This window comes from Candidatus Mycoplasma haematobovis, from assembly GCF_001645765.1.
Taxonomy (GTDB): domain Bacteria; phylum Bacillota_I; class Bacilli_A; order Mycoplasmatales; family Mycoplasmoidaceae; genus Eperythrozoon_B; species Eperythrozoon_B haematobovis.
The window spans coordinates 66789-93690 of sequence record NZ_LWUJ01000012.1; the positions used below are offsets into that span (position 1 = coordinate 66789).

42 protein-coding genes are annotated in these 26902 nt (G+C 30.8%); 1 reads left to right on the top strand and 41 read right to left on the bottom strand.

Annotation, left to right across the window (positions count from 1 at the left end):
• Position 1: 1 nt before the first annotated feature.
• The 11 genes from A6V39_RS04055 to A6V39_RS04105 form a co-directional block, all read right to left on the bottom strand.
• Positions 2-676 (bottom strand): hypothetical protein, encoded by a 675-nt coding sequence (locus A6V39_RS04055; RefSeq protein ID WP_187150390.1) that lies wholly within the window; start codon positions 674-676, stop codon positions 2-4.
• A 3-nt stretch (positions 677-679) separates the two neighbouring features.
• Positions 680-1270, bottom strand: a complete 591-nt coding sequence (locus tag A6V39_RS04060) for a hypothetical protein (protein WP_187150391.1) — start codon at positions 1268-1270, stop codon at positions 680-682.
• Between the two features lie 11 nt (positions 1271-1281).
• The gene (locus A6V39_RS04065) at positions 1282-2658 is read right to left on the bottom strand and encodes a type I restriction endonuclease (RefSeq protein ID WP_187150392.1); all 1377 of its coding nucleotides are present in this window, start codon (positions 2656-2658) and stop codon (positions 1282-1284) included.
• 45 nt (positions 2659-2703) lie between these two features.
• Positions 2704-3393, bottom strand: coding sequence for a hypothetical protein (locus tag A6V39_RS04070; RefSeq protein WP_187150393.1), 690 nt, complete (start codon positions 3391-3393; stop codon positions 2704-2706).
• 3 nt (positions 3394-3396) lie between these two features.
• Positions 3397-4038, bottom strand: a complete 642-nt coding sequence (locus A6V39_RS04075) for a hypothetical protein (protein WP_187150394.1) — start codon at positions 4036-4038, stop codon at positions 3397-3399.
• Positions 4039-4042: 4 nt separating this feature from the next.
• The gene (locus tag A6V39_RS04080) at positions 4043-4270 is read right to left on the bottom strand and encodes a hypothetical protein (protein WP_187150395.1); all 228 of its coding nucleotides are present in this window, start codon (positions 4268-4270) and stop codon (positions 4043-4045) included.
• Between the two features lie 180 nt (positions 4271-4450).
• Positions 4451-5074 carry a hypothetical protein gene (locus A6V39_RS04085; protein WP_187150396.1) on the bottom strand — a complete coding sequence of 208 codons (624 nt, stop codon included), beginning with the start codon at positions 5072-5074 and terminating at the stop codon, positions 4451-4453.
• 2 nt (positions 5075-5076) lie between these two features.
• Positions 5077-5724, bottom strand: a complete 648-nt coding sequence (locus tag A6V39_RS04090) for a hypothetical protein (RefSeq protein ID WP_187150397.1) — start codon at positions 5722-5724, stop codon at positions 5077-5079.
• Positions 5724-6320, bottom strand: a complete 597-nt coding sequence (locus A6V39_RS04095) for a hypothetical protein (RefSeq protein WP_187150398.1) — start codon at positions 6318-6320, stop codon at positions 5724-5726. The genes A6V39_RS04090 and A6V39_RS04095 overlap by 1 nt, the downstream gene beginning before the upstream one ends.
• Before the next feature lie 6 nt (positions 6321-6326).
• Positions 6327-6917, bottom strand: a complete 591-nt coding sequence (locus A6V39_RS04100) for a hypothetical protein (RefSeq protein WP_187150399.1) — start codon at positions 6915-6917, stop codon at positions 6327-6329.
• Positions 6917-7534, bottom strand: coding sequence for a hypothetical protein (locus A6V39_RS04105; RefSeq protein ID WP_187150400.1), 618 nt, complete (start codon positions 7532-7534; stop codon positions 6917-6919). Before A6V39_RS04105 ends, A6V39_RS04100 begins: the two co-directional genes overlap by 1 nt.
• Before the next feature lie 37 nt (positions 7535-7571).
• Between A6V39_RS04105 and A6V39_RS04110 the strand changes: the two genes are divergently transcribed.
• Positions 7572-8792 (top strand): hypothetical protein, encoded by a 1221-nt coding sequence (locus tag A6V39_RS04110; RefSeq protein WP_187150401.1) that lies wholly within the window; start codon positions 7572-7574, stop codon positions 8790-8792.
• Positions 8793-8861: 69 nt separating this feature from the next.
• Here the strand turns inward: A6V39_RS04110 and A6V39_RS04115 are convergent, their stop codons facing one another.
• The 30 genes from A6V39_RS04115 to A6V39_RS04255 form a co-directional block, all read right to left on the bottom strand.
• On the bottom strand, positions 8862-9494 hold the full coding sequence (locus tag A6V39_RS04115; protein ID WP_187150402.1) for a hypothetical protein: 633 nt from the start codon (positions 9492-9494) through the stop codon (positions 8862-8864).
• Positions 9470-10093 (bottom strand): hypothetical protein, encoded by a 624-nt coding sequence (locus tag A6V39_RS04120; RefSeq protein WP_187150403.1) that lies wholly within the window; start codon positions 10091-10093, stop codon positions 9470-9472. The genes A6V39_RS04115 and A6V39_RS04120 overlap by 25 nt, the downstream gene beginning before the upstream one ends.
• Positions 10094-10096: 3 nt before the next feature.
• Positions 10097-10468, bottom strand: coding sequence for a hypothetical protein (locus tag A6V39_RS04125; protein ID WP_187150404.1), 372 nt, complete (start codon positions 10466-10468; stop codon positions 10097-10099).
• Positions 10458-11087, bottom strand: coding sequence for a hypothetical protein (locus tag A6V39_RS04130; RefSeq protein ID WP_187150405.1), 630 nt, complete (start codon positions 11085-11087; stop codon positions 10458-10460). The genes A6V39_RS04125 and A6V39_RS04130 overlap by 11 nt, the downstream gene beginning before the upstream one ends.
• Before the next feature lie 41 nt (positions 11088-11128).
• Entirely contained in the window at positions 11129-11758 is a 630-nt protein-coding gene (locus A6V39_RS04135) for a hypothetical protein (protein WP_187150406.1), read from the bottom strand.
• Between the two features lie 2 nt (positions 11759-11760).
• Positions 11761-12375 (bottom strand): hypothetical protein, encoded by a 615-nt coding sequence (locus A6V39_RS04140; RefSeq protein WP_187150407.1) that lies wholly within the window; start codon positions 12373-12375, stop codon positions 11761-11763.
• 28 nt (positions 12376-12403) lie between these two features.
• A complete protein-coding gene (locus tag A6V39_RS04145; protein WP_187150408.1) occupies positions 12404-12772 on the bottom strand; it encodes a hypothetical protein in 369 nt (122 codons plus the stop codon).
• A gap of 153 nt (positions 12773-12925) precedes the next feature.
• Positions 12926-13162 (bottom strand): hypothetical protein, encoded by a 237-nt coding sequence (locus tag A6V39_RS04150; RefSeq protein WP_187150409.1) that lies wholly within the window; start codon positions 13160-13162, stop codon positions 12926-12928.
• 209 nt (positions 13163-13371) lie between these two features.
• Positions 13372-13506 carry a hypothetical protein gene (locus A6V39_RS05940; RefSeq protein ID WP_281178732.1) on the bottom strand — a complete coding sequence of 45 codons (135 nt, stop codon included), beginning with the start codon at positions 13504-13506 and terminating at the stop codon, positions 13372-13374.
• Positions 13507-13974: 468 nt separating this feature from the next.
• Entirely contained in the window at positions 13975-14376 is a 402-nt protein-coding gene (locus tag A6V39_RS04155) for a hypothetical protein (RefSeq protein ID WP_187150410.1), read from the bottom strand.
• Entirely contained in the window at positions 14369-15007 is a 639-nt protein-coding gene (locus A6V39_RS04160; RefSeq protein ID WP_187150411.1) for a hypothetical protein, read from the bottom strand. The genes A6V39_RS04155 and A6V39_RS04160 overlap by 8 nt, the downstream gene beginning before the upstream one ends.
• Positions 15007-15681 (bottom strand): hypothetical protein, encoded by a 675-nt coding sequence (locus tag A6V39_RS04165; protein ID WP_187150412.1) that lies wholly within the window; start codon positions 15679-15681, stop codon positions 15007-15009. Before A6V39_RS04165 ends, A6V39_RS04160 begins: the two co-directional genes overlap by 1 nt.
• Positions 15682-15996: 315 nt before the next feature.
• Positions 15997-16638 carry a hypothetical protein gene (locus A6V39_RS04170; RefSeq protein WP_187150413.1) on the bottom strand — a complete coding sequence of 214 codons (642 nt, stop codon included), beginning with the start codon at positions 16636-16638 and terminating at the stop codon, positions 15997-15999.
• Positions 16638-17261 (bottom strand): hypothetical protein, encoded by a 624-nt coding sequence (locus A6V39_RS04175; RefSeq protein WP_187150414.1) that lies wholly within the window; start codon positions 17259-17261, stop codon positions 16638-16640. Before A6V39_RS04175 ends, A6V39_RS04170 begins: the two co-directional genes overlap by 1 nt.
• Positions 17262-17783 (bottom strand): hypothetical protein, encoded by a 522-nt coding sequence (locus tag A6V39_RS04180; RefSeq protein ID WP_187150415.1) that lies wholly within the window; start codon positions 17781-17783, stop codon positions 17262-17264.
• An 83-nt stretch (positions 17784-17866) separates the two neighbouring features.
• Positions 17867-18454 (bottom strand): hypothetical protein, encoded by a 588-nt coding sequence (locus tag A6V39_RS04185; RefSeq protein WP_187150416.1) that lies wholly within the window; start codon positions 18452-18454, stop codon positions 17867-17869.
• A gap of 10 nt (positions 18455-18464) precedes the next feature.
• Positions 18465-19067: a hypothetical protein gene (locus A6V39_RS04190; RefSeq protein WP_187150417.1), complete on the bottom strand. Its 603-nt coding sequence runs from the start codon at positions 19065-19067 to the stop codon at positions 18465-18467.
• 6 nt (positions 19068-19073) lie between these two features.
• Positions 19074-19661 (bottom strand): hypothetical protein, encoded by a 588-nt coding sequence (locus A6V39_RS04195; RefSeq protein WP_187150418.1) that lies wholly within the window; start codon positions 19659-19661, stop codon positions 19074-19076.
• A gap of 1 nt (position 19662) precedes the next feature.
• The gene (locus tag A6V39_RS04200) at positions 19663-20244 is read right to left on the bottom strand and encodes a hypothetical protein (protein ID WP_187150419.1); all 582 of its coding nucleotides are present in this window, start codon (positions 20242-20244) and stop codon (positions 19663-19665) included.
• 6 nt (positions 20245-20250) lie between these two features.
• On the bottom strand, positions 20251-20835 hold the full coding sequence (locus A6V39_RS04205) for a hypothetical protein (protein WP_187150420.1): 585 nt from the start codon (positions 20833-20835) through the stop codon (positions 20251-20253).
• 2 nt (positions 20836-20837) lie between these two features.
• On the bottom strand, positions 20838-21449 hold the full coding sequence (locus tag A6V39_RS04210; RefSeq protein ID WP_187150421.1) for a hypothetical protein: 612 nt from the start codon (positions 21447-21449) through the stop codon (positions 20838-20840).
• The gene (locus A6V39_RS04215) at positions 21449-22090 is read right to left on the bottom strand and encodes a hypothetical protein (protein ID WP_187150422.1); all 642 of its coding nucleotides are present in this window, start codon (positions 22088-22090) and stop codon (positions 21449-21451) included. The genes A6V39_RS04210 and A6V39_RS04215 overlap by 1 nt, the downstream gene beginning before the upstream one ends.
• Positions 22091-22159: 69 nt before the next feature.
• Positions 22160-22744 (bottom strand): hypothetical protein, encoded by a 585-nt coding sequence (locus tag A6V39_RS04220; protein WP_187150423.1) that lies wholly within the window; start codon positions 22742-22744, stop codon positions 22160-22162.
• On the bottom strand, positions 22744-23337 hold the full coding sequence (locus A6V39_RS04225; RefSeq protein ID WP_187150424.1) for a hypothetical protein: 594 nt from the start codon (positions 23335-23337) through the stop codon (positions 22744-22746). Before A6V39_RS04225 ends, A6V39_RS04220 begins: the two co-directional genes overlap by 1 nt.
• Entirely contained in the window at positions 23330-23944 is a 615-nt protein-coding gene (locus tag A6V39_RS04230; RefSeq protein ID WP_187150425.1) for a hypothetical protein, read from the bottom strand. The genes A6V39_RS04225 and A6V39_RS04230 overlap by 8 nt, the downstream gene beginning before the upstream one ends.
• Before the next feature lie 19 nt (positions 23945-23963).
• Complete coding sequence (locus A6V39_RS04235; RefSeq protein WP_187150426.1) at positions 23964-24533, bottom strand: hypothetical protein; 570 nt, start codon at positions 24531-24533, stop codon at positions 23964-23966.
• A 40-nt stretch (positions 24534-24573) separates the two neighbouring features.
• A complete protein-coding gene (locus tag A6V39_RS04240) occupies positions 24574-25146 on the bottom strand; it encodes a hypothetical protein (protein WP_187150427.1) in 573 nt (190 codons plus the stop codon).
• Between the two features lie 2 nt (positions 25147-25148).
• Complete coding sequence (locus A6V39_RS04245) at positions 25149-25574, bottom strand: hypothetical protein (protein ID WP_187150428.1); 426 nt, start codon at positions 25572-25574, stop codon at positions 25149-25151.
• Positions 25493-25714 (bottom strand): hypothetical protein, encoded by a 222-nt coding sequence (locus tag A6V39_RS04250; protein ID WP_187150429.1) that lies wholly within the window; start codon positions 25712-25714, stop codon positions 25493-25495. The genes A6V39_RS04245 and A6V39_RS04250 overlap by 82 nt, the downstream gene beginning before the upstream one ends.
• A gap of 11 nt (positions 25715-25725) precedes the next feature.
• Positions 25726-26313 carry a hypothetical protein gene (locus tag A6V39_RS04255; protein WP_187150430.1) on the bottom strand — a complete coding sequence of 196 codons (588 nt, stop codon included), beginning with the start codon at positions 26311-26313 and terminating at the stop codon, positions 25726-25728.
• Positions 26314-26902 lie beyond the last annotated feature (589 nt).

The following is a 26902-nucleotide window of genomic DNA, read 5'->3' on the forward strand; positions in this document are numbered from 1 at the left end:
ATTATTTATCTGCACATCATAGCTCAACATTTTGTAGATGTTTTTCAAATTCTTCTTTGTGATTTAATGTTTCTCCAAAGGTTGCACATTTAGTTTTGATTTGGGCAATATCATTATCAGTCGCCGCTCCATTATCTTGAATTTCAAATAGTTTTTCCATATTTGTTGTACCTTTGCGTGCAACTTTGTAATTATCTATTTTTTGTTTTCATTTTGGGTTGCTTGCAATTGTGTTATCACCATTCGTTGGTAAGACTGTAAATCCTCTATTTGTTAATAAAGCAGAAGCCTTTACAGGAGTTACACATCATTTTCTTGCCTTCTTTAATAGTTCATTTCTTTTACCTTTAGTCATTTGTTTCTTGGCATTTTCACATTTTTCTTTTAGTTTATCTACGGCTTTAGGTGTGCCACCAGCAGGCTCATTACCATCAAAGTTATCAAACTTTAAACTTGCATCTTTTGCAACAACTGTTCTGTAATCCGCTAATATTGCATCTCAACCGCCCGCTCCTTTAGAAAGTAAGGTGTACTTTTCTTCTTCCAGTTTTGCACTAATAGACATTTCTTTTGGTGTGTTTTTTCATGCCACATAACCTTGACGGGCAAGAGCCCCCATACCCCCAAGGCCAATTAACCCAACAGTTGCTTTAACTGCTAAAGGTTTAATTGCCATTTATTATTTTGTTTCAGTACATCATTTAAGTGCTAAGTTGTAGTCGTTGTTTTCAGTCTTAAATTCTTTTTCGATTTCCTTTTCACATCATTGCTTTATTACTTGTGCATCATTAACAGTATTTTTGTCAATTTTTGGAATAGCATTAACTCCCGTACCTTCTTGTTTGTAAGAAGTTAGTTTTTGTGTTCATCCATCACCCTTAGTTAATGTTTTTGGGATGCTAAGAAATTTTTCTCTATTTGTAGGAACTGTACAAATTTCTTTTGCTACTTTGTATTCTGCTTGATCTGAGTCTTTAAAATCAATGCTTGTTTTTGTTTCGCATCAAATCTTTAATTCACCTGCATTTGCTATAGTTATTGTTGGATGTTTTGCTCTTATTTCTTTTTCATAAGTACTTAATTTAATTCCTCAAAGTTCTGGTCTATCGCCTGTTAATAGTTTCTTATTTTCCCCCTCTATTTGAGCTTTAATAGATATAGCAGGTGGTAAGGTGGTTTGCATGTGTTTAGCAAGACCTACACTACCACCTATAATTCCTGCACCTGTAACAGTTACTATTGTTAATTTCGTTGGTGTAAATAAATTCATATTTAATACTCTTATCATCTTTTCCTATATCTAGTAGATCTTCTTCTGTAGTTTCCTTTAGCACCTGATGCCGCAGCCATAATAAGTATGAATAATAGTAAATATCCAAAGCCTTTAAGAATAGTTAGTAATATCTTTAAGACTTTGGAATAATTCTTGTGTGATTGCTCTACTAAATGAATAGCATTAGGAAAAGAGTAGTGTAAGTAATCTAAGAAAGTTCTGTAATGTGGATTGTAGTAAGTTACTTTATTAGTATTTTTGAATTTAAGTAAAGCTTTAATTTTTCATATTATTCAGCTGTTATGTTTAATAGAGGGATATTTCTTATGAGAGATACATATTAAGTTATTGGAATTAGTTATTAAAGTAGGAGATACAAAATAGTCTTGTATATTTGTTAAATAGATTTGATTAGTATTAAAGTTTTTGAGGACTTCTTTAGCTATTATTGGATAAGTATTAAGGTATTTAGTAGATATAGAAAGTAGGTTATTTAATCAATTATCATTCTCGTCAATAAATCAAATTATTGAATAGTTCTTTAATTGTTTAGTATTTGTTAATTTCTTAAGTAATGTTATTGATTCATAGTTGGGATTAACTTTCTTAATTGGTATTTTTTCTTTATTAGAGTTATTTAGTATTTGATTTATTATTGAGTTAATTGATTGATAAGTTTTGCCACTTATTAAATTAGTATGGTTTTGATTAGTTATGTAAATAAAGTTCTTTATGTAGTCTAGTAGTATTTGTTTATCAAAGAGTTCTCATAAGAAGTGATTTAAATATCTATTATTTCAAATATGTCAATGCTTTATTTCATTATGAATAGTACCATATCTATGAGAGTAACCATTACTTATTACTAGAAAAAGAGCATATTTAAAGATATTAGGTATATCTCTTAAGTAAGTGTGGGTTAGTTGGGAATAAGCTTGATGTAGTATATAGCTTCTTTTTTTAGGAGTCTTAAGTTCAAAGATTATTAAAGGAAGACCATTTATGTAAATTATTACATCCGGTCTTCTTGTATTACTACCTGTATTAATACTGAGTTGATTTATTACTTTAAAGCAGTTATTTTCTGGGTTATGGAAATCTATTAAGGGTATTCTTTGTTTAATAGAGTCAATTCAAATACCATGTTGTATGTATTCTCATACAACAGCATTAGCACTACTTACATCATAGGGAAGATTCTTTAATTTGTATATTACTTCTTGTTCAATATAGGGATTAGAGAGGAATTTCTTTAGATCCTTTAGCAATAGTACTTCTGAGAAACTTCTTCCTTGTAAGAATTGACCAAATGAATATTGATAGCCTTTTTGCTTTAATACATCTATTGCGTAGCTTTCAAGTCTAAATTCATTATTTCCTCCCAAGAATTAAAGAATGCCTATTGAATAAGAGTTATTTTAAATTTTGGATTAACCTTCTTTAACTGAACACCATTCTCTAGCTAATTCAAAATTAGTTTCAAATTCTGTACTTGTTGTATCTAGTGCTGTTATCTTTAATTTTTCACACTCAGCACGGAATAATCTAATATTTTCATTATCATCAGCCGAAGTATCTTTTATTTTTCCTGTAAGTGCACTATTAAATGGTTTAGATGTTGCTGTTTTTCATGTGGAAATTTTTTGTTTCCAGATGTCTACTTCTTCTTGTATCACTTCATTCGCAGACCCTAGCACTTTAAAGCCTGCCTTTTTAAGTACCTCATTCATTTTTTGTTTTTTGACACATCACATTTTTGCTTTTGCATAATCTTCACTATCTTTAAGGCCTAGAATTACTTTACATTTATCTCTTAAAGCTTTATCATCTACACTGTTTTTTTCCACCCCATCAAAAGTTTTTGTGGTTGCTTTTTTGTAATCCTCTAATACAGTAGTTCAATCTGTTGATGTAGCACTAGTATCTAGTACATCAAATCCTTCTGTTCTTAATTTGTCGCTAACATTAGTTTGAACTATTGTTGAGCCTGTATCTATATTTGTTTTAGGATTATCAGTTATTTGAGTATTTGAGTTAAATAAACCTCCAGCATAAGCGCCTGCACCACCAAGAGCCCCCAATGTTGATACTAATATTATTCCTTTATTTAATGGTGTCATTATTTATTCACCACATCAAGCTCTAGTAGCAGAAAGAATTTCATCATATTTGTCATCAGTAGTTTTAATTTTAAGTGCCGCTTCACATCCTGACTTTAACTCATTAAAGCGTTCTTGGCCTGCATCTGAATTTATTTTTGCATTAGGTAATTGATTAGATGCAACTTTGTATGTGGTTAGTTTTGTTTTTCATTGAGTTTCTTTATTTGCTCCTGTAAGCGGCTTAAAGTTTTCTTGCTCTAAAATCTCTTGTACTGTTTTTGGTCTTGCACAGTATTTAGTAAAGTCAGTATATTCAGAATCTTCAATTCCTGATACTTTATTGTCCTTTCTTTTTGAACATGCATTTTTGAATCCATCAGGAACTTGTGGTACATCTTGTTTTGTTCATCCTTTAACTGTTCATTTATCTTTTCCGTTTTCATTAGTTTCGTTATCTTTTTTGTATTTTTTTCATGCTTCATCCCAACCCTCTGCGTCTTTATTGGCCTCGGCGGATAATAAAGCGTATTTATTTTGTTTCTTTAATAATTCAGTTATTTGAGTATTTGAGTTAAATAAACCAGTTGCATAACCAACTGTACCTGTTAATCCGGCGGCTCCAGTTATTAAACCAGCACCAATTCCAGCGCTCTTTAAAGACATCATACTAGGTTGTTTTCTCTACAGTACATCAATTAACAAAATTTTTAAATATAGGATTGTCTTTATTATCTATTTTTTCATTTATTTTTTTTCCACACTCTTCAACCAAGGCATCAGGTACTTTTATTTTATCTTCACTTATCTTGCTTCATTCATTTAATCCTCAACTATCCTCGGTATTGGCCATATCTGATGTAGAGTGGGTACTAACATATTTTTTTCATGCCTCCAATCATTTTTCTTTATTTTGAGAGTCTTTATTTAAAGCAATCTTATTTGGATATTCTTTTCTTAATAATGATTGAACAGTATGTTGGCTGGTTAAATAGTAATAACTACCAAGACCAGCGCTAGTTAAATTCCTGTACTTGTAATTCCAGCAACAATCTTGGTGCTCATTTAATTAAATAGATTATTGAGTAATAACTGCACAGTATTCTTTAACATCTTCAATTTCTTGAGTATCTTCTTTTTCGAAAGGTTTTTCATAAGTGGCTAAACATCAAGTTTTAAGTGCATTGTCATCTTTGGTTGTATCGCTTGCAGAAAGTTTTGCTTTAATGTTTTTCATAGTTGCAGATAATTTAGTTTCCGCATCACCATTAACTTTTTTTAATTTGTCATTGTTCTTGCTGTTACTACTACTCCAAGTTTCTTCAACAACTACGCCTACCTTGTCTTTAATGTGGTAAGTACAATATTTTCTTATTTCTTGGAACAAACTATCTTCTTCAGAAACAAATTTATTTTTGATATTTTTTTCACATCATCCTTTGACCTTTGAACCATCAGTATCTTTTTCTTGTTTAATTTTTGCAAGTCCCGCAGATAAAGTTGTTGATTGATCTTTTGCAAGGATATCTGCTCTTGCTTTTCATTTAGTATTATCAGTTGTTCCAAAATCTAATAGTTTGTCTCCTAATTTGTCTTTAATAGTTTCTTTTGTTAATTCATAGTATGTATAGGCTCCAGCCCCACTTACACCACCAGTAGTTAGTGCGCCAACAACTATTTTGCTAACTTTTGATAATGCCATTGTTATTTAACGCATCATTTCAAATACTTTAAGAATCTTGGATCTTCTTCGTGTTTGAAATGTTTCTTTTTAGAATATCTACATCAAGCTCTTAATTTGCTTGTTTCATTTAAAGAATTAACAGCAATCTCTGCTCCTTCTGTAGTATTACTTGTAGTTATTTCTTTTATTAATTGATTGTTACCAGCTTGATTGTAAGTAGTTTTTTTACTTTCTCATTCTGTTTCATGTTCATTTGCTTTCCCAGCAGTGCCTTCTTCATCCTTTAAGACTTTTTTGTTGTTTTCCATTCACTCTTCAATGGTTTTGGGTTCAGTACATCAAGCAGATACTCTTCGATAATTTTCGTCCTTAGTATTAGTGAAAATATTATTGGAATTCTTAGAGCATCAATCCTTTATTTTTGTAAGAGTTGAATTATCTTTTGCTATCTTTTGTCCATTAATAAGAATAGGTAAATCATCCCCTTCAGCATCATATCTCTTTTTTATTTCGTCTCATTTATCTGAAATGCTTGTAAGCAATATTCTTCCTTGTTTATTTAATTGGTGACTATATTTTTCAGGAAGAAAAGCATAAACTGTTCCTGCTGTTACAGAACCTATGCCAAGGCAACCAATAATTAATTTAGGAGCTAATGATTTCAACATTAAATTTTGCAATATTCTTTGACTTCTTTAAGAGTTGCATCATTATCTCCTGTTCAAGTGTTTTTGTAGGCATCAGTGCATCATTTATGCATTGCTACTTTATTAGCATTTTGAGAATCTGTAGCCTCTCAAACTTTTTGTAGTCCTTTGCTTAATTCTGTTTTTGTTTTTCTCTTTAATGCTGTATGGGCAGTTTTTCAATTTGCATGGTCACTATTAACAGTAGCTAAGATCTTCTTATCTCAAGTTTTGTCACCTATTTTTCAAGTACAAAAAGCTGAAAAATTTTTGTATTTAATGTCGTCTTTATTAAATGTGGAGCTCTTGTTAGCATTACATCAATCACGTAACTTATCTCATGTATTTACTTTTGTTTTGTCTAACGAAGAATCAAGTTTATCTTGTGAAGCAGTTAATTCCTTTATCCTTTCTTCTCATTCTTTTTTGTTTTCTGCACTAGTTAAGTTAAGTACAGAAACTCCAAGTTTGCTTGCAAAGCTATCTTTAGAAAAGTAAACATACCCTCCATAACCTGCACTCCCAATAGCTCCAGCACTTAATATGCCCATTCCAGTTTTAGTTAAGGCAGTATTCATTATTAACTAAGCAACGCAGTAAACACTGGCATCTAAATAATCTGGATCTTTATCGTCTTTAAATGGTTTTTCATAAGTAGCTTTACATCAATCTCTAAGGGCATTTTCATTTGGAGAAACACTTTTCGTTAATTCATTTTTTATTCTTGTCATTTCTTTTGACAGAACTGTATTTGGAGCAGGGCTCTTAAGTTTTAAATTATTTGTAGTGTTGCTTCACCTACTTATCTCGATCGCTCCAGAAACTTTATCTTTGATGTTGTAAGTGCAATATTTTTGCACTTCTTTAAAGCCTTGATCTTCTGAAGTAAATTTATTTTTTAGGCTATCTTCACATCATTCTTTAACTTTGTCTCCAGTACTGTCATCTGCATCCTTAACAAGCTTAAGACTTTTGGACAAAGCGGAAGTATCTGCTTTCAAAGTAGCAACTCTTGCTTTTCATTTTTCTGCTTCATCTTGCTTTATTAAATTCTTCCCTAATTTATCTTTAAATGTTACTTTTGTAAATTCATGATATCCATAAGCAACTCCACCACTAACACCTCCAGCAGATACTGTAGCAATAGCTATCTTTCCGACTTTTGATATTGGCATTAGGCTTTAATTGAACATCATTCTTTAGCCAATTCAAATTTTTCATCAAAGTCCTGAGCAGCGTTCTTTACGGCATTGATTTCCCTACATTTTGCTTTGATTTCTTTAATTTTTTCTGCTTCTTCTTTGGATCAAGTAATGGTTATTTTCTTTTTGGCTTCATTATTGTTATTTAATTTAGTTAGTTTTTTGTTTCATTCCTCTTTATTCTTATCAGGTTGATTAGCTTCTGTATTTAATACTGTATATTTTCCACGTTCTAAAATAACACCGATTACTTCAGTTTTGGTGCATCATTGTCTAGCTGATTTGTAAATCGCTTCATCATTACTTTTCTTATTTAAAGCTTCTTCACATTTTTTTTGCAATCAAGCCTTATCTTTCTTTTCTCCCGAAGCTAAAGCAAAAAGGTTGGTTTTTTGTTGTTCATTATGGGATGCCAATATGACATCTCATTCATTATCTGCAACAACAGTATTAAATCCTTCTAGAGTTAATCTAGATTTTACTGTTGAGTAATTATTGAGTAATGAAACTCCTGCACCAATACCACCACCGACAAGTCCAGTAATAGCAATACCAGATACTATCTTTGTTGTGCCTATAGCCATTCTCATTAAGGTTCTGTACTTTTAGCTACGTAAAAATAAAGATATGCAATTAAGATTCACCCCCCCCCTAGCTGTCAAAACAGCTTCCTCAACTTTTAAGCCTAGCATATCTGCAGTCTTATCCGGCATGACTGCAGCAGGAACATGTTCAGCTTTTGTATTTAATTTAGATAAAGCTAATCAATTTGGAAATGCTTTAAGTCCACTCAAAAATACATTTATTGTTAGTTTCTTTTCAAGAGGCATTCTTAATTTAAGTGATACACTCAAAAGTTGAGGTGAGTCGATAGTTAATTCAAAAGATGCATTTATCGATTGATTAAATCGTTATTTTGATGTAAATGGACTTAAAGCAGGAACTGTAGAACTTTACAATAAGTTACATGATTGAGCTTTAATAGTTTACGAATGATTCGCTACTAAGTTTCTTAGATTTATTGAGAATATTCCTTGAATAGTTCAAAATTGAAAACAAATAAGACTATCTTTATTTAAGTGAGGCACATTCATAGGAGGCGGCGGGGGAGGAGCATTGTGAGGTATGTTTAGTAGTTTTGATAATTGAGGAAAACTATCAGAATTAATGGGAAATGAAGACTTTACAGGGGCAGTAGAGAAGTTTGCAGAGTTAGTAGATCAAAATCCTGATGCTTTCAAAGATATGGGAGAAGAAGCAATGAAAGAAATATTAGAGAAGATTATGGAAGATCCTAAGGATGCAAAAGAAATAGCAGAGAAATTATTGCAAGAACAAAAAGAGAAAAATAAAGACAAAAAGGATGAGGAACAAAAGGAAGAATTAGATAAAGAACAAATTCAAGAATCTTTTGCAAATCCTAAAGGATCTCCACAAAGTAAAGAGGAAGTATTTGGTTATTTAGTAGGTAGTGCATTGCAATCATTAGTAGATGTAAAATCATCTGCATTTGGTAGTCCGGTGAAAGAAATTGAAGACAAAACAAGAAAAGCTATGACAGAATATATTCAATTCGTTAAAGAGAAAGTTAATAAGAAAACGAGAGAGGGTAAAGCAAGCAAAGATTTTATAGATGCATTAGGGAACAAGGAAAATACATTAATAAATGAATTAGTTAAAGTAGCAACAGAAGCTTTTGATAAGAAACGAGGAAGTTTTGAAAATTTGAAAAACTCTTTTGAAAAAATTATGAAAGACAGATTTACAGTTGAAATTGGAGAAGGAGGAGATCAAAGTGAAGCAGTAGAATTAGATAATATTATTAAAGATCCAAATAGGAAAAAATAAAGTTATTTAAGGCCTAAAATTGGTAGATACTTTTGTAAGAACTATATTAAATTAAGTAACTTTATTTTACTAAGTATTATCTTTTTTCTTTATTGCACACAATATTCTAGATTTTTCAAATCTTTCTCCAAAGTCTTCAGTAGTAGTTGTTTTTTGACTATTTGTCATATCTGCACATTCCTTTCTTATTATTGCAATTTTTCTATTCGAATCTGCTTCATTTTGTAGTTTTGTTTTTAGTTCTTTGTATTCATCTTTAGAGTTAAGTACTAATTGGATTCTGTTATTTCAATCATCATTATCTAAATTTTTAGATTCATTCGAGTTTAGGACTTTGTATTTTCCTCTACTTAGAATTGTTGTTACTGTTTCTTCTTTAACACATCATTGCCTTGCGAATAAATAATCTTCATTATTGCTGGATCTATTAGATATTGCAATATTGCATTTCTTTTTCAATTTTGGCAACGTTTCATTTGCGGAATTAGATCTAACATTTTTTCTAGCTGTTTTGTATTTGTTTAATACAGGTGTTCAATCGTTATCATTGTTGTCATAATCAGTCAAAATTTGAAAACCTTCTGATCTAAGTTTTCTGTCAATGTAGGAAGATTTATCAACAGAATAGTAAACTCCTGTGCTAGTGCCTCCTAAAGCTCCAGCTGATAAAGTTGCTATTAAAGCTTTCTTTTTTCCAGACAAAGGAATTCAGTTAAGATAATTAAATAGTCGTAGTTTATATTTGTAGTTTGTACATTTGCTACGGCTTTACATCCTTCTATTAATCTGTAGAAATTATCTTCATTTGTATCTCAATTTGTTATTGGAAAATAATCTACATATTCAAAATGCTCTCTAAATCTATCCATCCATATCTTTTCATTTCCATCTGTACCTAATAATTTCATTCCTTCTTTTTCAAAGATTTCCTTTATTGTTTTTGGTCTTGTACAGTAGCTAGTAACAGCTGTATATGTAGGATCTGATGTGTTACTTATTTTTGAAGTTGCTTTTTGTCTACAGATATTCTTAAATTCTTCTGGTACTTCTGAACTACTGCTTCAATTCCTAATATTTCATTCATCTTTTTGTTTACCTAAGTTATTTTGTCTATATGCTTCTCAAGATTCTTTTCATGCTTCAGTATCTGAATTGGATAATAAAATAAATTTGTTTTCTTCTTCTAAAAGCGCTGAAATGCTTGGATTAAATGAACCTGTCGCATAACTAACTCCAGTAGTTAAGCCACTAGTAGTTCCAATTAATAATGTTATTATTCCTAGACTCCTTAAAGGATTCATTGTTTAAGCAGTTGTACAATAAGTAATGTAGTTTTTGTATTTTTGATCTAATTTATTTTCAACTTTAATTGTTAATTGAGTATCACAAGCATCTACAAAAGTATTAGGAACTGTTTCTTGTGTATTTTTTGAAGTAGATCAATCACTTACCCCAAATATATTTGTACTTTCAGCAATGTAATTTTTTCATTTTTGCACTGCGGCAGCAACCCCTTTATTTGATTTTGTGATTTTCTTTCCTCTAGTAGCAACATCTAATCATTGATCAATAGTTTTCTCTTTTGATGAAGGTTGATGAAAAAGATAATATCCCCCAACGCCTGCTCATGCAGAAGCAACCATTGTTCCTAATACCAACCATAACTTATTTATCATCTGGTTTTTTTATTGAACATCATTCTCTAGTATTTTCAAATTTGTCACCAAAATCTTCATTAATAGTTACATTATTTTGATTTGTTAATTCATGACATTTTGCCTTAATAGCAGTTATTGCTTCTTCTCCAGTTTTGCTATTTATTGCATTTTTGAATTCTTGAGGAGCAAAAGTACTTTTGTTTAACTTCCTAATTACTTCTTGTCACTCTGGATGATCAATATTTTTGTCAGCATCTGCCTCTAATACTTTTCTTTTTCCTCTAGTTAAAACAGTAGTTATTGTTTCTGGTTTAACACATCACTGTCTAGCCACTAAATAACCTTTTCTGTTGCTAGATTTGTTCTGTAAAGCATTTTTGCATTTTTCTTTAAGTCCTGTAGGAGTTTCTTTTTGCGCTTCTGCAACAGTTCCAAAATGATTTTTGGTTGCTAATTTGTACTTATCTAAAATTGTAGCTCAATCTCTTTCTTCAACAGCTGTATTGAATCCTTCTGACTTTAATTGTACATTTATTAAATTAGATTTATCAATAGCAAAATAAGTTCCTGTTCCAATACCTGCACTTGCTAATAAACTAGCACCAATTCCTAAATATTTAGCGTGAGGTATGTGCATTAATTAATTCGTCTATTTAATAATTAAAGAAAATCCTTTATCTATTTAATATCTTTACCTATTGCACATCATTTTTGAATTTGTTCTAGTTTTTCAATAAATCCATCAGTCGTTGTTTTCAATTCAGGAGTATTTAGTGTTTTACAAGCATCTCTCATAGCAGTCGCTTTTGCATCATCATTACCTGTTAAATTAACAGTTATTTTGTTGGTTGCTTGACTTCTTTCATATTGGGCTACTTTTGAGTTTCAATGCGCTTTATCTTTAATAGTGTTACTACTATCACTTGTTGTATCAAGGAATCTTAAATTAAGATCGTCAAGGATTTTTGATACTGCCTTCTCTTTAACACATCATTGTTTTGCCAGTTTGTAATTAGAGTCATCAGGAGTTTTCTTTAATATACCTTCACATTTTCTTCTTAGGCCTGCTTCATCTAAGCTAGTATCTTTCGCTCCAGTAAAGGTATTTTTTGTAGCTTTTTGATAAGCTGTAAATACTGTTGTTCAATCGTTATTGGTTTTGGAAGTATCTAATAATTCAAACTTTTCTTTAGTAAGCCTTCCACTGATAGTTTCAAAATTACCAAAAGCATAATAACTTCCTACACCAGCACCACCTAATAAACCAGTTGTAGCTACTCCTGCAACTGCTTTGCCTGTTAAAGTCATTATTATTTAGCTTTGCACCATTCTTTAATGGCATCAATATTACTATCATATCCCTTTACGTTTGTCTTTATTTGAAGCGCATTTTCACACCCTTTACTTAGTTTTCCATAATCTCTTTCTTTAATATCGCTATCTCTTATATTTACATTCGGAAGCTTTAAAGTGTTAGTTTTCTTTTTGTATTCTTCAAATCTTGTTTTTCAAGTATCTACTTCTTGTTTAGTATCTAAGAATTTAACTCCTTGTTCGCCTAATAAATCAGAAATAGTTTTGTCTCTAGCACAGTATTTCGTTATGTTTATGTAATTTGGATCATCAGCTCCATAAACAGTCCCTTTAATTTTTGTGTCACATTTAGTTTTGAAATCAGCTGGAATTTGATTTTCAGTAGCTTCAAAATTACCTCAAGGTTTGTTACCTTTTGTGTATTCTTGTCATTTTGTTTTTCATTCTGTAGCCTCTGAAGTAAGTAATACGTGTTTATTTTCCTCCTTTATTAATTTACTTACTTGGATACTTGGATGAAATGCTCCCAATGAATAAGCAACACTGCCAGCTACTCCGCTAGCGCCTGTAATTAATCCAACTCCTATTCCAACACTTTTTGATGTAGGCATAATATATTTAACCTCTTACCTTTAAAAATTATTCTTTTATTGAATACTCGGAATCAGCTATTGTATATTTATCAATAAATTCATCTGCAACAGTGAAAGCATCACCAAATCCATTGCAATGTCTTTTCAACTCATCTATGGTAACTGAAGAATCGTTATCGTATACTTCGTTTATTAATTTTTTTCAATCTTCTTCGCTAGAACTTTCATCTAGCACCTTTAAACCTACTTTTTTAAGAACTGTTTTTAAATTTTGTTTTTTTACACACCATTTAAGGGCTAATACTGTTTCTTTTTTGAAAGCTTTTTTGCATCTTTCTTTCAAAATTTTTTCATTAATTTCCGTAGGCTTAATGTCCTCAAAAGTATCTTTCGTGGCTAATCTGTAAGCTTCCACAACAGGAACTCAATCACTGATGGTTTAGTTTCTTCGTTAGTAGGATTTTGAATTAATAAATCTTGCTGATTTGAAATATAGAAACCTTGCTAATATTCCGATACTTAATAACAAGCTAGATGTCATTTCAATATTCTTTATCTTAGGCATATCTTATTTAGTACACCAATTAATGTAGTTTTTAAAGGTTGGATCTTGTTCGCCTTTTACTTTATGTTTTTGAAAGCTATTACACTTGTCTGCAAAACTAGAAGGTACTCTATTATTATCTCTGCTAGCTGTTTGTCAATCCTCTAATCCTCATGCATCATTTTCTTTTGGCTTGCCATTTTCTGAATTATCTTTGATATATTGTCTTCATTTTAAAGTTCATCCAATAAAGTCGTCCATATCATCTGTCAATTTTGTTTTTCCATTTCCGAATTTGATGAATAATTTATCAATATCATGCTCTTCAATTTTTGGTTTTTTGAATACAAGAATAATCCTGCACCAATGCTTGCAAAAGTTATTATTCCCCCGCCTGTTGCTAAGATCTTCTTAAACACTAATACTTAAAGTATATGTTTATTTGTTATTTAAATTTAATTTCTGAAAAATTAAAGATGATTTTGTTGAATTATTTTACGTGTACAGTATTTCTTTACTTCAATAAATTCCTTATCATTTTCATCTGTAAATGATTTTCTTCCATTTTCTCGGCATTGCTTCTTAAAGTTATTTAGATCTTGCACTTCAGTTCAATTATCAGAAATATCTTTATTTGATTTTGCATATTCATTTTTGAAAGTTTTTCAATTTGTATTTCATTGATCTCTATCAAGGTCATCAGCCTCCTTTAATATTGCTAAATCTGAAATACTATTTATTTTTGAAGATACTGTTTCAAAATATAATTCTTTAACTCTTTCTTCAAGTTCTTTATTATCTTCTGTTTTTTCTTGATTATTCTTACATCACTTCTGAAGATCTCCTACGCCATCTTTGAAAACACCATATTGCTCTAAAATACTTCGATCTATACTGTCAACTTTATTGGAAAAACTATTGACAAGTTTGAAACCTTTATTTATTAAACGTTTCTTGAATGTTACTGTCTGAGACTGTTTGAAGAAAGTAAAATAGCACCCGCACTCACTCCACTCAATAAACTTGTTGGAGTCATTAATATTTAAATAGTTCCTATCAAAATTAGTAATTCTTTATTTTAAACATCAAGTTACGTAACTATTGTATTTATCATTTGTTTTGTCTTTAATTTTGGTACCTAATAATTCTTCACATTTTCTCGCAAATTCATCAGGCACAGAAGTCTTATTGTTATTAATAGATGCTCAATTATTTACACCTAATTTGTCAGTAGTATTTACTGTGCTACCTGTAGTATTATCGGCTATGTATTGTTTTCATTTTTCAAGTCATCCATTTTCAGCTTTTGTTGAAATAGTTAAACGTTCTTTACCTTTATTTGCATCATCTAATGACAATAGTTTTTCAATAGTTTGCTCTTTTTCAGAAGAATTATGAAAAAGAAAATAACCTCCTACCCCAACGCCTACAGACGCGGCTGTAGTTCCACTTATTATTAATGCTTTATTAACCATTACTGTCTTTTTTTATTGCACATCATTCTTTAAATTGTTCAAGCTTGTCATTAAAGCCATCGCTAGTTGTCTTTAGTTCTGTGGTGTTTAAAGTTTTACAAGCAGCTTTTATTTTTTCTTTATCAACAGGTTCTTGATTGACGGGAGTAATAGTTATCTTGTGTTTGGAGGTGCTATCTCTATATTCAGTAGCTTTTGTTTCTCAATTTTGGTCATCTGTATTAGTACTACTACCGCTTTTTGGTTCTGTTTGTAGGGCTCTTAATCCAAGTTTATCTAGGATACTACTAATATTCCTTTCTTCAACACATCATTGTCTTGCTTTCAAATAGTTTTCATTATTGTTAGAGCTTTGTCTTAAAGCCTCTCTACACTTATCTCTTAAGTCCTTTATTTCTTGTTGCTGTAATTGTGGGCCTGTTACAAAAGTATTAGACTTTGCAACCTTGTATGCAATAAGAATAGTATTTCATCCTGTATCTTTTTCAGTATCTAGGGGAACATAACCTTCTTCCTTTAGTCTTCCTTGAATATTTTGAGTGTTGATTAAAGAGTAACTACCTAATGCAAGTACTCCTCCAACAGCACCTGTTGTTGCAATACCTGCCACTATTTTGGAAGCTAAAGACATTAACTAGTTAAACATCATTTTCTTACTGTCGCTAAAGTACTAGCATATTCGTCTGCAGTTGTCTTAATTTTAATGGCCTCAGTACAACCTCCGCTTATTTTTGTATATGCGGTGTCTCTTGTGGCACCACTTTCTATAACCACTCCTTTAAACCTTATTGTATTTTGGGTTGTGATGTAACTATCAAATCTATTTTTTCATTCTGCTTCTTGTCCTTGTACAGCAAGTAGTTTACTTCCTACTTCTTCACCAATTACATCTTCAATTGTTTTGTCTCTAGCACAATATTCTGTTATTTGAGTGTATTGTGGATCATCTTTTCCATAAACCTTACCCTTTGTTTTTTGATCACAAAGGTTTTTGAATTCTTGTGGAACTTGCCCTGCGGCAGTTTCATTAATTGTTTTTCAAGGATTAGTTGTTTTGTATTTTTCTCATGTTGCCTTTCATCCTGCATCATCACTACTATTTGTAGATGATAGCAATACACGTTCATTTCCCGTCTTTATTAATATGTCTATGCTTTCCTCTACATTTCAATAAAGTCTACAATGCCTTCTGATGCTTAAATTAGGATCATTCATAACAGAATATGGATTTTCTTCACAACGTCTTTCCATATCCGCAATTAATCTATTTAGACCTAAAGCTGTACCTCCATTACCACTACTCATCTTTTCAAAACTCTTTTTTGCAAAACTTGGATTCTTGGCCCCTAGTCTTAGAGGCTTTATTTCTTCTGGTTCTTCTTGTACTTGTTCCTCTTGGTAATTTATTCTTTCAATATTTCTTTCTTTATCTTGATTAGATCAATAATCAGTTCCTACCTATGCACAACATGCTACAGCAATACCAGTTATTATTCTTAAATTTCATGCCAGCCACCCAGCCATGATAAATTAAAGGTCTTAAAAACTAAACCTAAATAATTCTTCTTCTAAAAAACAAATAATACAATTTGTGGTTCTACCTTAAGTTCAAATAGTACCTTAATTATTATCTGTTTTCTTTATTGTACATCATTCTCTAACTTGCTCTAATTTTTCATTAAATCCATCACTAGTTGTTTTTAGTTCTGCGGTATTTAAAGCTTTGCAAGCCGCCTTTATTTTTTCTTTGTCAATAGTTCCTTGATTTTGATTATCTATCTTTATTTTGTGTTTTGAGTTGCTTGTTGAATATGTTTTTGACTTGGTTGTTCAATGATCATCATCTTTATTAGTTTTTGTAATACCAACTGTTGCCTCTGTTTTAAGAACTTTAAATTTTTGTTTTTCTAGAATATCAGTAACTGTTCTCTCTTTAACACACCATTGTCTTGCTAATAAATAACTTGCACTAACATTTGACTTCTTGTTTAAAGTGTCTTTACATTTTTTTCTAAGCCCTTCTGTAGTTTCTGAAGATAATTTACTTTCTTCTTGAAAAGTATTAGATTTTGCTTTTTTGTAAGCAGAAAGAATAGTATCTCACCCTTCATCTTTTTCTGTATCAAGAATTTCAAAATCTTCTTCCTTTAGTCTTCCTTGAATATTTTGAGTATTGATTAAAGAATAACTACCTAATGCAAGTGCTCCACCTACAGCACCTGTTGTTGCAATACCTGCGGCAATTTTTGTAGCTACAGACATTATTCTTTACACCAATGTCTAATTGCAGCTAAATTGTCTTCGTATCCTTTATCAGTAGTCTTTGCTTTAACTGCCTCTACACAACCTTTACTTATTTTGTTATGGTGTTTATCTTTCGTATCTCCTTGGTCAATAGTTACTCCCGGAAGCTTTAGTGTGTTTTGATCTGATTTGTAATTGTCAAATTTATCTTGTCATTCTTTGTCTTTGCCGGTTTCACTTAAGAATTTAAATCCTTCTTCGTTAAGTACATCCTTAATAGTTTTGTCTCTAGAGCAAAACTTAGTTATGTTTATGTATTTTGGATCTTTTGTGTCGTAAACAGATTCTTTGGCTTTTTCACCACATAGAGTTTTGAATCTTTCTGGAACTTGATCTTCAGTACTACCAGTTATTTCTCCTCATACTTTATTTTTTCAATATTTTTTCCAAGCTTCTGTTCAACCAGTAGTATCTTCTCCAGATTTAGATGAAAGTAATATATGTTTATTCTCTTTCTTTAGTAGTTCATTTATTTGAGTATTTGAGTTAAATAAACCAGTTGAATAACCAATTCCAGCAATAGTTCCTGCAGATGCTAAAGTAATAGCACCAATCAATCCAGCCTTTCCTGCCCCAATCATCTAAACTTTTTCTTTATCCTTTAAACAATGCTCTTTTATGTGTTTTGCAAAGAATTCTTGATCATTAGAATAAGAACGATTTGAATTTTCTTCACATCATATTTTGAATTTATGCGCGTTTGCTAAAGTAGTAACTGATACTTGCACTTTACTTATTGTGTTTTTCAATTCACTTTTAGGTAATTTTCCATATTTACCTTTGAAATCCTTTGCTTTAGTTATTAATTCTTTTCCTTCTTGAAAACTTTCTTTAATGGTTTTGTATTCTGTACATCATTTGGATGCTTGTTTGTAAAGGGCATTATTTTTAGAATTAATACCTTTACTTAAAGTTAAAGTACATCACTCTTTAATGTTTTCTCCAGATGTTATTGAAATTCCTTGTATCTCTAATCCTTCTTGATCTTTCTCTAGTTTGTATGTTTCATAAACCTTTTTTCAAAGTTCTGGTTTGTTAAAGTCAGTAATACTATATCCATTCTTTATTAAATGATTTTGTATTTTGTCATTAGTGTTAGTCAAGGAATAAATTCCATAACTAGAACCACCTAAAATTCCGACTAATGCTGTTCCAGATAAACCCTTTACAGCTAAGCTAGCTATAATTATCCTTCCGTTAGGCAGGCGCTCTTTATGTTATCAATGTAGGATTTATTTTCGTCGCTGTAAGAACGTTTTGAATTTTCTGTACACCATTGCTTGATTTTTTCGCCATTTTCATTTTGTGTTTTTGCAGGAGACAATGTTACACCTTTAATAATTTCTTTCATTTCTGTAGAAAGACTGTCATGTTTGGTTTGTAATTTTGATACTTCTTTTTCAAATTTATCAATAGTTAATTCTTCCTCAATGGTCTTGTATTTGATACATCATTTTGATGCTCTTTTGTAAAGAACATCAGATTTTGATTTAATTAATTTTGTTAAATTAGATGAACATCAATTCTTAATATCATTACTAGTTGTTACTTTTTCTTGAATCTTTAATTCCTTAGTAACTTCAAGTTTGTAAGTAGCTAATACTTTAGTTCATTCTGAAGCCTCTCCATCGCCTGTAATATTTAATCCACTATTAGACAAATAATTTCTTAAAGTGTCTGTGGTATCAGTTAAAGCATGAATGCCATAACCTGCACCACTCAAAGTTCCTGCAGTCAGAACACCTATTGTTATTTTTGTTCCTAGGTTAGTCATGCTGAGTTAACTAACCAGAACTATCTACAAAGCAGTGTGCAGTAATATTCTTAGAATAAAATTCGGAATCATTAACATAAGAACGTTTCGCATTATCAGTACACCATTTTTTAATTTTTTCGCCGTTAGTGTTTCCACTTACCCCACTGCCTAATACAACTTTGCCTATTTCATTTCTTAAATATTCAGGAAGACTGCCAAACTTACTATTTAAAGCACTAACATCACTTACTAGTTTTTTACCTTTTCCAACTTTATCTGTAATAGTAGTGTAATGTACACATCATTTTGATACTTGTTTGTATAGATGTTCTTCTTTTGATTTAATTGTTTGGGTTAGTTTAGATTTGCATCAATTTTTGATATCGTTTTTGTTATTTATTGCTACGTCTTTAATCTCTAATTTAGATGATGTTTTCTCTAATAAATAAGTATCGTATACCTTAGTTCATGCTACATCTTCGTTATCTTTGGTGATAGTTAGTTTACTATCTAATAAATATTTTTCAACAGTATCTGTTGTATTGTTGTATGCATAAATTCCATATGCCCCTCCACCTAATGCACCTGCAGTCAAGGTGCCAATAATAATTTTAGTTCCAATTCCTGTCATATTTAATTAAGCAGTAAAGCAATGTTGCTTTACATTTGTGTAATGAATTTCTTGTGCATCAGAATACCTTCTGCTTAAGTTATTTTCACATCACTTCTTTATTTTTGCTCCATTTGGATTAGCACTATCTGTATCTGTTATTTTTTTTAATTCATTTTGGATTGCTTTTGGCAATTGACTATGCTTGCTGTTTAGTGTTGCTAAATTAGACTCTAATTGCTTTGAGCTATTTATTTGTTCTTTAATTGTTGTGTATTCTACGCATCACTGGGATGCTAACTGATAAATTGGAGAGCTTGTTGAATTAATAACTTCCTTTAACTTATCTTTACATCAATCTCTAATATCATTGCCTTTGGTTATTGCTCTATCAAGAATTTCTGACCCTTTTTCGGCTTTTTCAAGTGAATAGGTTTTGAATGCTTTCTCTCATTTTTCATTTGCTCCATAAGAAACAACTGTAAGACTTTGCTTTTTTAGGTAATTTTCTACACTGTCATTATCTTTAGTTAAAGAATAAATTCCATAACTAGAACCACCCAGCACTCCTGCTGTGCCCACGCCTATTAATACTTTAGTTACTGGAAAAGCCATATTAAGCAGGACCTGCCAAACAATGGCTATTTATGTTTGAAAAGTAGTTTTCACTTTCTTTAGTAAACGTTCTCTTCACATTTTCTTGACATCATTTCTTAACTTTTTCACCATTCTGATTTGTGCTTGCATCAACCTGCGTGTTATTTATTTCAGTTTGAATATCTTTAGAAAAACTACTTATCTTGTCATTTAATTTTGATGCATCATCCACTAAATTCTTACCCTTTAACTTGTCACTGATGGTAGTGTAATGTACACACCATTTAGATGCTATTTTGTAATTGGCTTCTTCTTCGGATTTAATTTTCTTATTTAAGGTCTCTTTACATCAATCTCTAATATCATTTCCGTTACTTATTGTTTTTGGTATTTTAAATCCAGCCTTCTCTAATCCATAAGTGCCAAATGCTTTAGTTCATAAATCTGTTTCATTTTCTTTAGTAAGAATAAATTTACTTTTCTCTAGATAATTCTTTACCGTATCTGTGGTATCAGTTAAAGCATGAACGCCATAACCGGCCCCTCCGATGGCTCCAGCAGTTAAAGTACCAGCAACAATCTTAACTGTAATTCCAGCCATATTTGATTAAGTAGTAAAGCAATATTGCTTTGTGTTTTTGAAGAAGAATTCATCATCTGCTGAGTAAGACCTATTTAAATTTTGGTTACATCATTCAACTGTTTTTGCACCGTTAGTATGGGTTTGAGTTTCTCCTGGTAATTTGATTTTTGCAATACTATCTTTCACACCTTGTGGAAAATTATTGTGTTCACTGTTTAAAGCATTTGCTTCCTTTACTGTTTTTGAGCCAAGTTTTTCGCTAATAGTCGTATATTTGACACATCACTTAGATGCTTTTTTGAATAAAGGATCTTCAATAGAATTAATATTTTTTGTTAGATTTTCATTACATCAAACTTTGATATCATTCGCTGTTGCTTCTGTTTTTGAATTAATCTTTAATTCTTCAGTAACTTGAAGCTTGTAAGTTTTTGCAACTTTATCTCAATCTCCTGTGGTTTCTCGTTTTGTAAGAGTAAATTTTTTATTAGTTAAATAATTTCCTAAAGTATCTGTTGTATTGTTGTATACATAAATTCCATATGCCCCTCCACCCAACGCTCCAGTAGTTACAACACCTGAAATAATTTTTGTTGTAAGACCAGCCATTCTTATTTGTAACAATTACTTACTATGTGTTTGTAGTAATATTCCTGAACATCGGAGTAACTTCTTTTTAGATTATTATCACATCATTTTTTAAGCTTTGCACCATTTTGATTATTACCGCTCACATCTGTTATTTGTTTCAATGCTTGTTTGATTTTTTCATCTAAAGCGCCATGTTTTCCATCTAATGTTGCAAGATCTTCTTCTCTTGTTTTAGTGGAGCCAATTTGTTCTGAAATTGTTTTAAATTCTGTACATCATTTTTTGGCTTGTCGATAAAGTAGATCTGATGTTGATCTAATTGTTTTTGTTAATGCTGATGCACATCAATCTTTAATATCGGTACCATTGTTTATTGTTTTGTCTGTAATACTCAATCCCACTTCATCTTTTTCAAGTAAATATGCATCATGAGCTTTTGTTCATGCTGCTTCTGAACCATCATCTTGCGAAACAAGCTTAATAGTGCTATCTTTTTTAAAGAAATTACTTAAAGTATCAGAAGTATCAGAAGTATCAGGACTACTAGTTAAAGCATGAATACCATAACCAGCACCTCCTAAAGCCCCAGTCACACCTACACTTATGAGTACCTTAGTACCTAGAGGATTCATTAACTAATAGTGGAAGAGGCTTTTAAACAATAAGTGTCTATGCTCTTGTAATAATTGTTCCTTCTATTTGTAAATCTTCTTTTTGCATTTTTTAGGCATCATTTTCTAATTTTTATGCCGTCTGCATTTTTCTTAGCTTCAACAGAAAATTTATTTATTTCTGTTTGGATCTCTAATGGAAATTCTCCTAGTTTGCCATTTAATTCTTCTACCTTTACAAATACCTTTTTCTTTCCAGAATATTCTTTAATTGTTTTGTAGTGCACACATCACATTTTTGCTTTTTTGAAATTTTCATCATCTTTTGATTTGATTTCTTGCTTTAAAGTATTGTTACATCATTTCTTAATATCTTCCCCACTACTTATTTCTCCTATTTCAAATCCATCCTTCTCCAACTCATAAGTACTAAATGCTTTATTTCATTGTGCTGTTTCATTTTGTCCTGTGAGCGTAAACTTCTCTTCCTTTAAGTAGCGCTCTATATTATTAATAATGGCTTCAGAAGAGGATGTTAGGGCATAAATACCGTAACTTAAAGCACTTAAGATTCCTATTATTCCAACCCCAACTGTCGACTTAGTTACAAGATTAGCACCGGCTAATCTTGAAAAAAGACGTTTAGTTAGGTGATAAAGCACGAACTATTTGGAATTGCAAAAAGGATTGTTCTTTTTTTAGGGTTATCATATGAAAACAAACTTATCTAATTAGGAACCTAAACAATATTTTTTGGTATTTGCAAAGAAGAATTCAGTATCATTTGAATAAGTTCTATTTTGATTTTGTTTACACCATTGAATAGTTTTTTCACCATTTTCATGTTGTTTCGTTCCTTGAAGTTTTATTTCTGAAATGCTATCTTTAACTTCTTTTGGAAAGTTGTTGTAATTGGTATTTAGTGTTTCAGCTTTTGTCTCAAGTTTTGCACCTTCTCCTAATTTATCTTTAATAACGTCATATTTGACACATCATTTAGATGCTTTCTTGTAGTCATCATCTTTGGATTTAATTTTCTTAGCTAGCATTTCTTTACATCAATCTTTGATATCTTTACTCTGAGTAATATCTTCATCTTTAATCTTTAAGTCATCTGTGGCCTCAAGTTTGTAAGTCTCTAATACTTTAGTTCAACTAGCTTCATCGTTTTGTAAAGTGATAGTGAAACTACTTTTCTTTAAGTAATTTTCAATGCTATCAGTAGTATCAGTTAAGGCATAAACACCATAACCAGCCCCTCCAACAACACCTGCAGAGGCTATTGCAGTAACTAATTTAGTTGCAATACTTGCCATTAAGCTTTCAGACAAATTGTCTCTATGTTGCTTGAGTAAACTTTGTCGTCACTTGAAAATCTTCTCTTTTTGTTGCTATCACATCATCTCTTAATTTTGTCTCCTTCACTATTATTGTTACCTCCAGAAATAACTGATTTATCAATTTGCCCTTTGATAGTAGTGTCTGTTATGCTTGAGTATTTTTTTGCTAATTCTTTAGTATCTGTTTGAAATTTTGCACTTGTTAATTGTTCCTCAATAGTTTGATAATCAACACACCATCTAGATGCCTTTTTGAATAAAGAATTATCAGTAGAGTCGATATTTGTTTTTAGATTAGTATCACATCAATCTCTAATGTTTTCAGCTGTCACATTATTTTCGACACTAATTGATAATTCTTGTGTTTTTTCTAATTTGTAAGTCTCTAATACTTTAGTTCAGAAAGTGCTATTTGTTTTTTCAATAACTGTAAGATTATTTTTCTTTAAGTAATTCCTTACTGTATCTGTTGTATTGTTGTATGAATAAACACCATAACCAGCCCCTCCAAGAGTACCAACAGTAACAATACCTATTGCAGATTTAACTGCAAAACCAGAATTAAACACTTATTGTTGTAGCTTTAACTAAGCAGTGACTTGTTATATTATCGATAAAAGATTTATTTCTTTTATTGAATTTTCTCTTCTTATTGTCATCACATCATTGTTTCATTTTTTCACCATTTTGATTTTCTTGTTTTGTTTTTCTAAGTGTTATACTCTCAATTGTGTTTTTGAACACACCTAATTGTGCATGCTTGCCTTCTAGTGTGGCAACATTAGTTTCAAAAGGTTTATCGTTGCCCAATTTTTCACTAATTGTTTGATATTTAGTACATCAATAAGAGGCTTTTTTGTAAAGTGAATTTTCTGTGGATTTGATTTTCTTTCTTAAAGTATTGTTACATCATTTCTTAATATCATCTCTATTTTTTATTTCTTTATCAGTGATCTTTAAATCATCTTCCTCTTTTTCAATTTCATAGGTGCCAAATGCTTTATTTCATGCCGTTTCTGAAGTTGCATCTTGCGAAACAATGTCAAGATTATTTTTCTTTAAATAATTTTCAATGCTATCAGTAGTATCAGTTAAGGCATAAACACCATATGCGCCACCACCTAAAGCGCCAGTAGCTATAGTACCAACAATTAATTTATTAGCAATACCAGTCATATTTGTTTAATTGTTATCCTTACCCTTTCAGACAAAGAGACTTTATGCTTGAGGAATAAAATTCACCATCACTTGAAAATCTTCTCTTCTTGTTGCTATCACATCAGCTCTTAATTTTGTCTCCATTTCCATTACTGCTTCCTGCACCAGTTACTCCATCAATAAGATCTTTGATTCTTCCTTGCAGGGAAGCGTACTTAGAAGTTAATTTTGAGGCAACTGTTTCAAATTGCGCTTCTCCTAATTTTTCAGAAATAGATTGGAAATTAACGCATCATTGTGATGCTTTTTTGAATAAATTATCTTTGACAGATTGAATGGAACTACTTAAGTTTTTCTCACATCACGTCTTAATTACATCCGCATTATTAATTGCTCCAGTTTGAATTTCTGTTTGTGATGTTTTTTCTAATTTGTAGGCCTCTAATACTGTTTCTCAGTTTGTTGTTCTAGGAGTAAGATTATTTTTCTTTAAGTAATTCCTTACTGTATCTGTTGTATTGTTGTATGTATAAATTCCATACGCTCCCCCACCCAACGCTCCAGCAGAAGCCATACTAGTCGCAACTTTAATCCCAATACCAGCCATAATTTAGGTTTGTTATTTAAGAAAGTATTTATTTCTTATATTAGGCAGTCAAACAATTCTTTCTTATATCGTCAAGATAGGGTTTATTTTCTGTAGAGTTACGTCTTTTTGAGTTTTCTGCACATCACTTTTGAATTTGTGTTCCAACCTTATTTTGCCCTTCTTCAGCGTTTATTTTCTTTATTTCTTCTTGGATGCTAGTGGTAAATAAATCTAATTTTCCATTTAATTTTGTTACAGTTTGTTCAAGTTCTTTACTTAACTTATCCTTAATTGTTTCAAATCTAACACATAACTTAGTTGCCCCTGTGTAATCTATTTCTGTTTTAGATTTAATTGTTTTATTTAAAGCTGTATTACACCAAGCTTTAATACCTTCAGAATTATCCGGTGTAATAGTTAAATCAGATGTTTTTTCAAATTTGTAAGCTTCATATGATTTATTTCATAAATCTTGTTCAGACTGTTTAATAACTACAAAGTTATTTTTTTCTAAATAACTCTGAACAGTATCTGTTGTATTGTTGTATGAATAAATACCATAACCTGCCCCACCAATAGCACCTGCCGATGCTATACCAACACCCAATTTAATTGCAATGTTACTAGCCATAACTAACTACCAATATTAACCTTCATACAAATTTCTGTTAATTTTGATTCAAAAAATTCTTCATCTTCTGAAGATCTTCTCTTTTTATTGGTATCACATCATTCTTTTATTTTTGCGCAATCTACTTTTTGTTCGTTAGTAACTACTATTTCAGCAATAAGTTCTTTAACATCATCGTCTAAGTCGTCGTATTTGTTTGCTAAATTTGTTGGATTTGTTTCAAAAGTGTCCCCCATTATTTCTTCAATAGTTTGATAATTAACACATCATTTTGAGGCCTTTTTCAATAGTGGATCTTTATTAGATTTAATCTTTTCCTTTAAATTATCTCTACATCAATCTCTAATTACACTAGGATCAGTAATATCATCATCTTGAATTTCGAATCCTTTTTCTCTAATTTGTAAGTCTCTAATACTTTGGTTCAAAAAGAATCATTACTTTCTTCAATTATTTCAAGACCAGCTTTCTCTAAATAATTCTTTACGCTATCTGTATTATTTGTTAATGCATATATCTCATATCCCATGCCACCCAAAACTCCTACTTTGGCTTTAGTACTAGACATAATAAACAATATTATTCAGACTTAAGACAGACTTTTTTTATATTTTCCAAGAAAAAGTCTTTTTTGTTCTCGGGCACAAACCTTCTTTTCTTATTAGTATCACATCATTGTTTAATTTTTGAACCATTTGCATTTTCGCTAGTATCTGTGACAACTTCTTTATCTACTAGTTGTCTTACTTTCGGATTAAGCCCGATGTATTTGCCAGTTAATTTTGTAGTTTCTTCTTCAAATTCACCACTATCCTTTAATTTCTCTTCAATAGTTGTTATTTCAATACATCATCTAGTGGCTTTTTGGAATAGTGGATCATAAGTAGATTTAATATTTTTCTTTAAGCTTGATTTACATCAACCTTTAATTGCATTTTCATCCTTTACTCCTCTATCTATTTCATATCCTTCTTTCTCTAATTTGTAGGATTCAAATATTTGTTTTCATTCATCTATTGCACTATCTTCAATAAGTGAAAGTTCATACTTTGATAAATAGTTTTCTAAGCTGTCAGTAAAAATTAAAGCATGTATTCCGTATCCTAAACCCCCTAAAGATATAGCTGAAACAATACATATCCCAACCTTGGCTTTAACACTCAACATATTTGGAATTGTTTTTGAAGTTAACTGAAAAAGAGAAGAGCCTCTATTGAGTAGTTAAACAATTGTTTATTACGTCTTTGAAGCAAGAAACATTATTGTCAAAATAACATCTTTTGAATTAGTTTGCTTTTTAACTTTCCTTCATACTGTTCAAGAGTTTTGGTACTAAATTTATTACTAATTATCTCAAACTTAACACATTATTTAGATGCCTTTTTGAATAAAGAATTATCAGTAGAGTCGATATTTGTCTTTAGATTAGTATCACATCAATCTCTAATATTGTCAGCTGTCACATTATTTTCGACACTAATTGATAATTCTGGAATTTTTTCTAATTTGTAAGTCAGCTAATATTGTTTCTCAGTCATCTTTTCTAATTTCCAATCCATTTTTGGTTAAATAGTTATTTGTTGCATACATAAATAGCTTCATCAAGAATTCTAATAGAGGATAAACTTGCTGAGGTTTTGGCCTAAATATCTGTTAAATTTAAAATTTTTTTAATAAATCAAATCTTTTTTCTTAACTTATCTAAAAGTCACCAATTTTTATTTAAAATAGGCTTTTCTTGATTTGAGGATTTAAT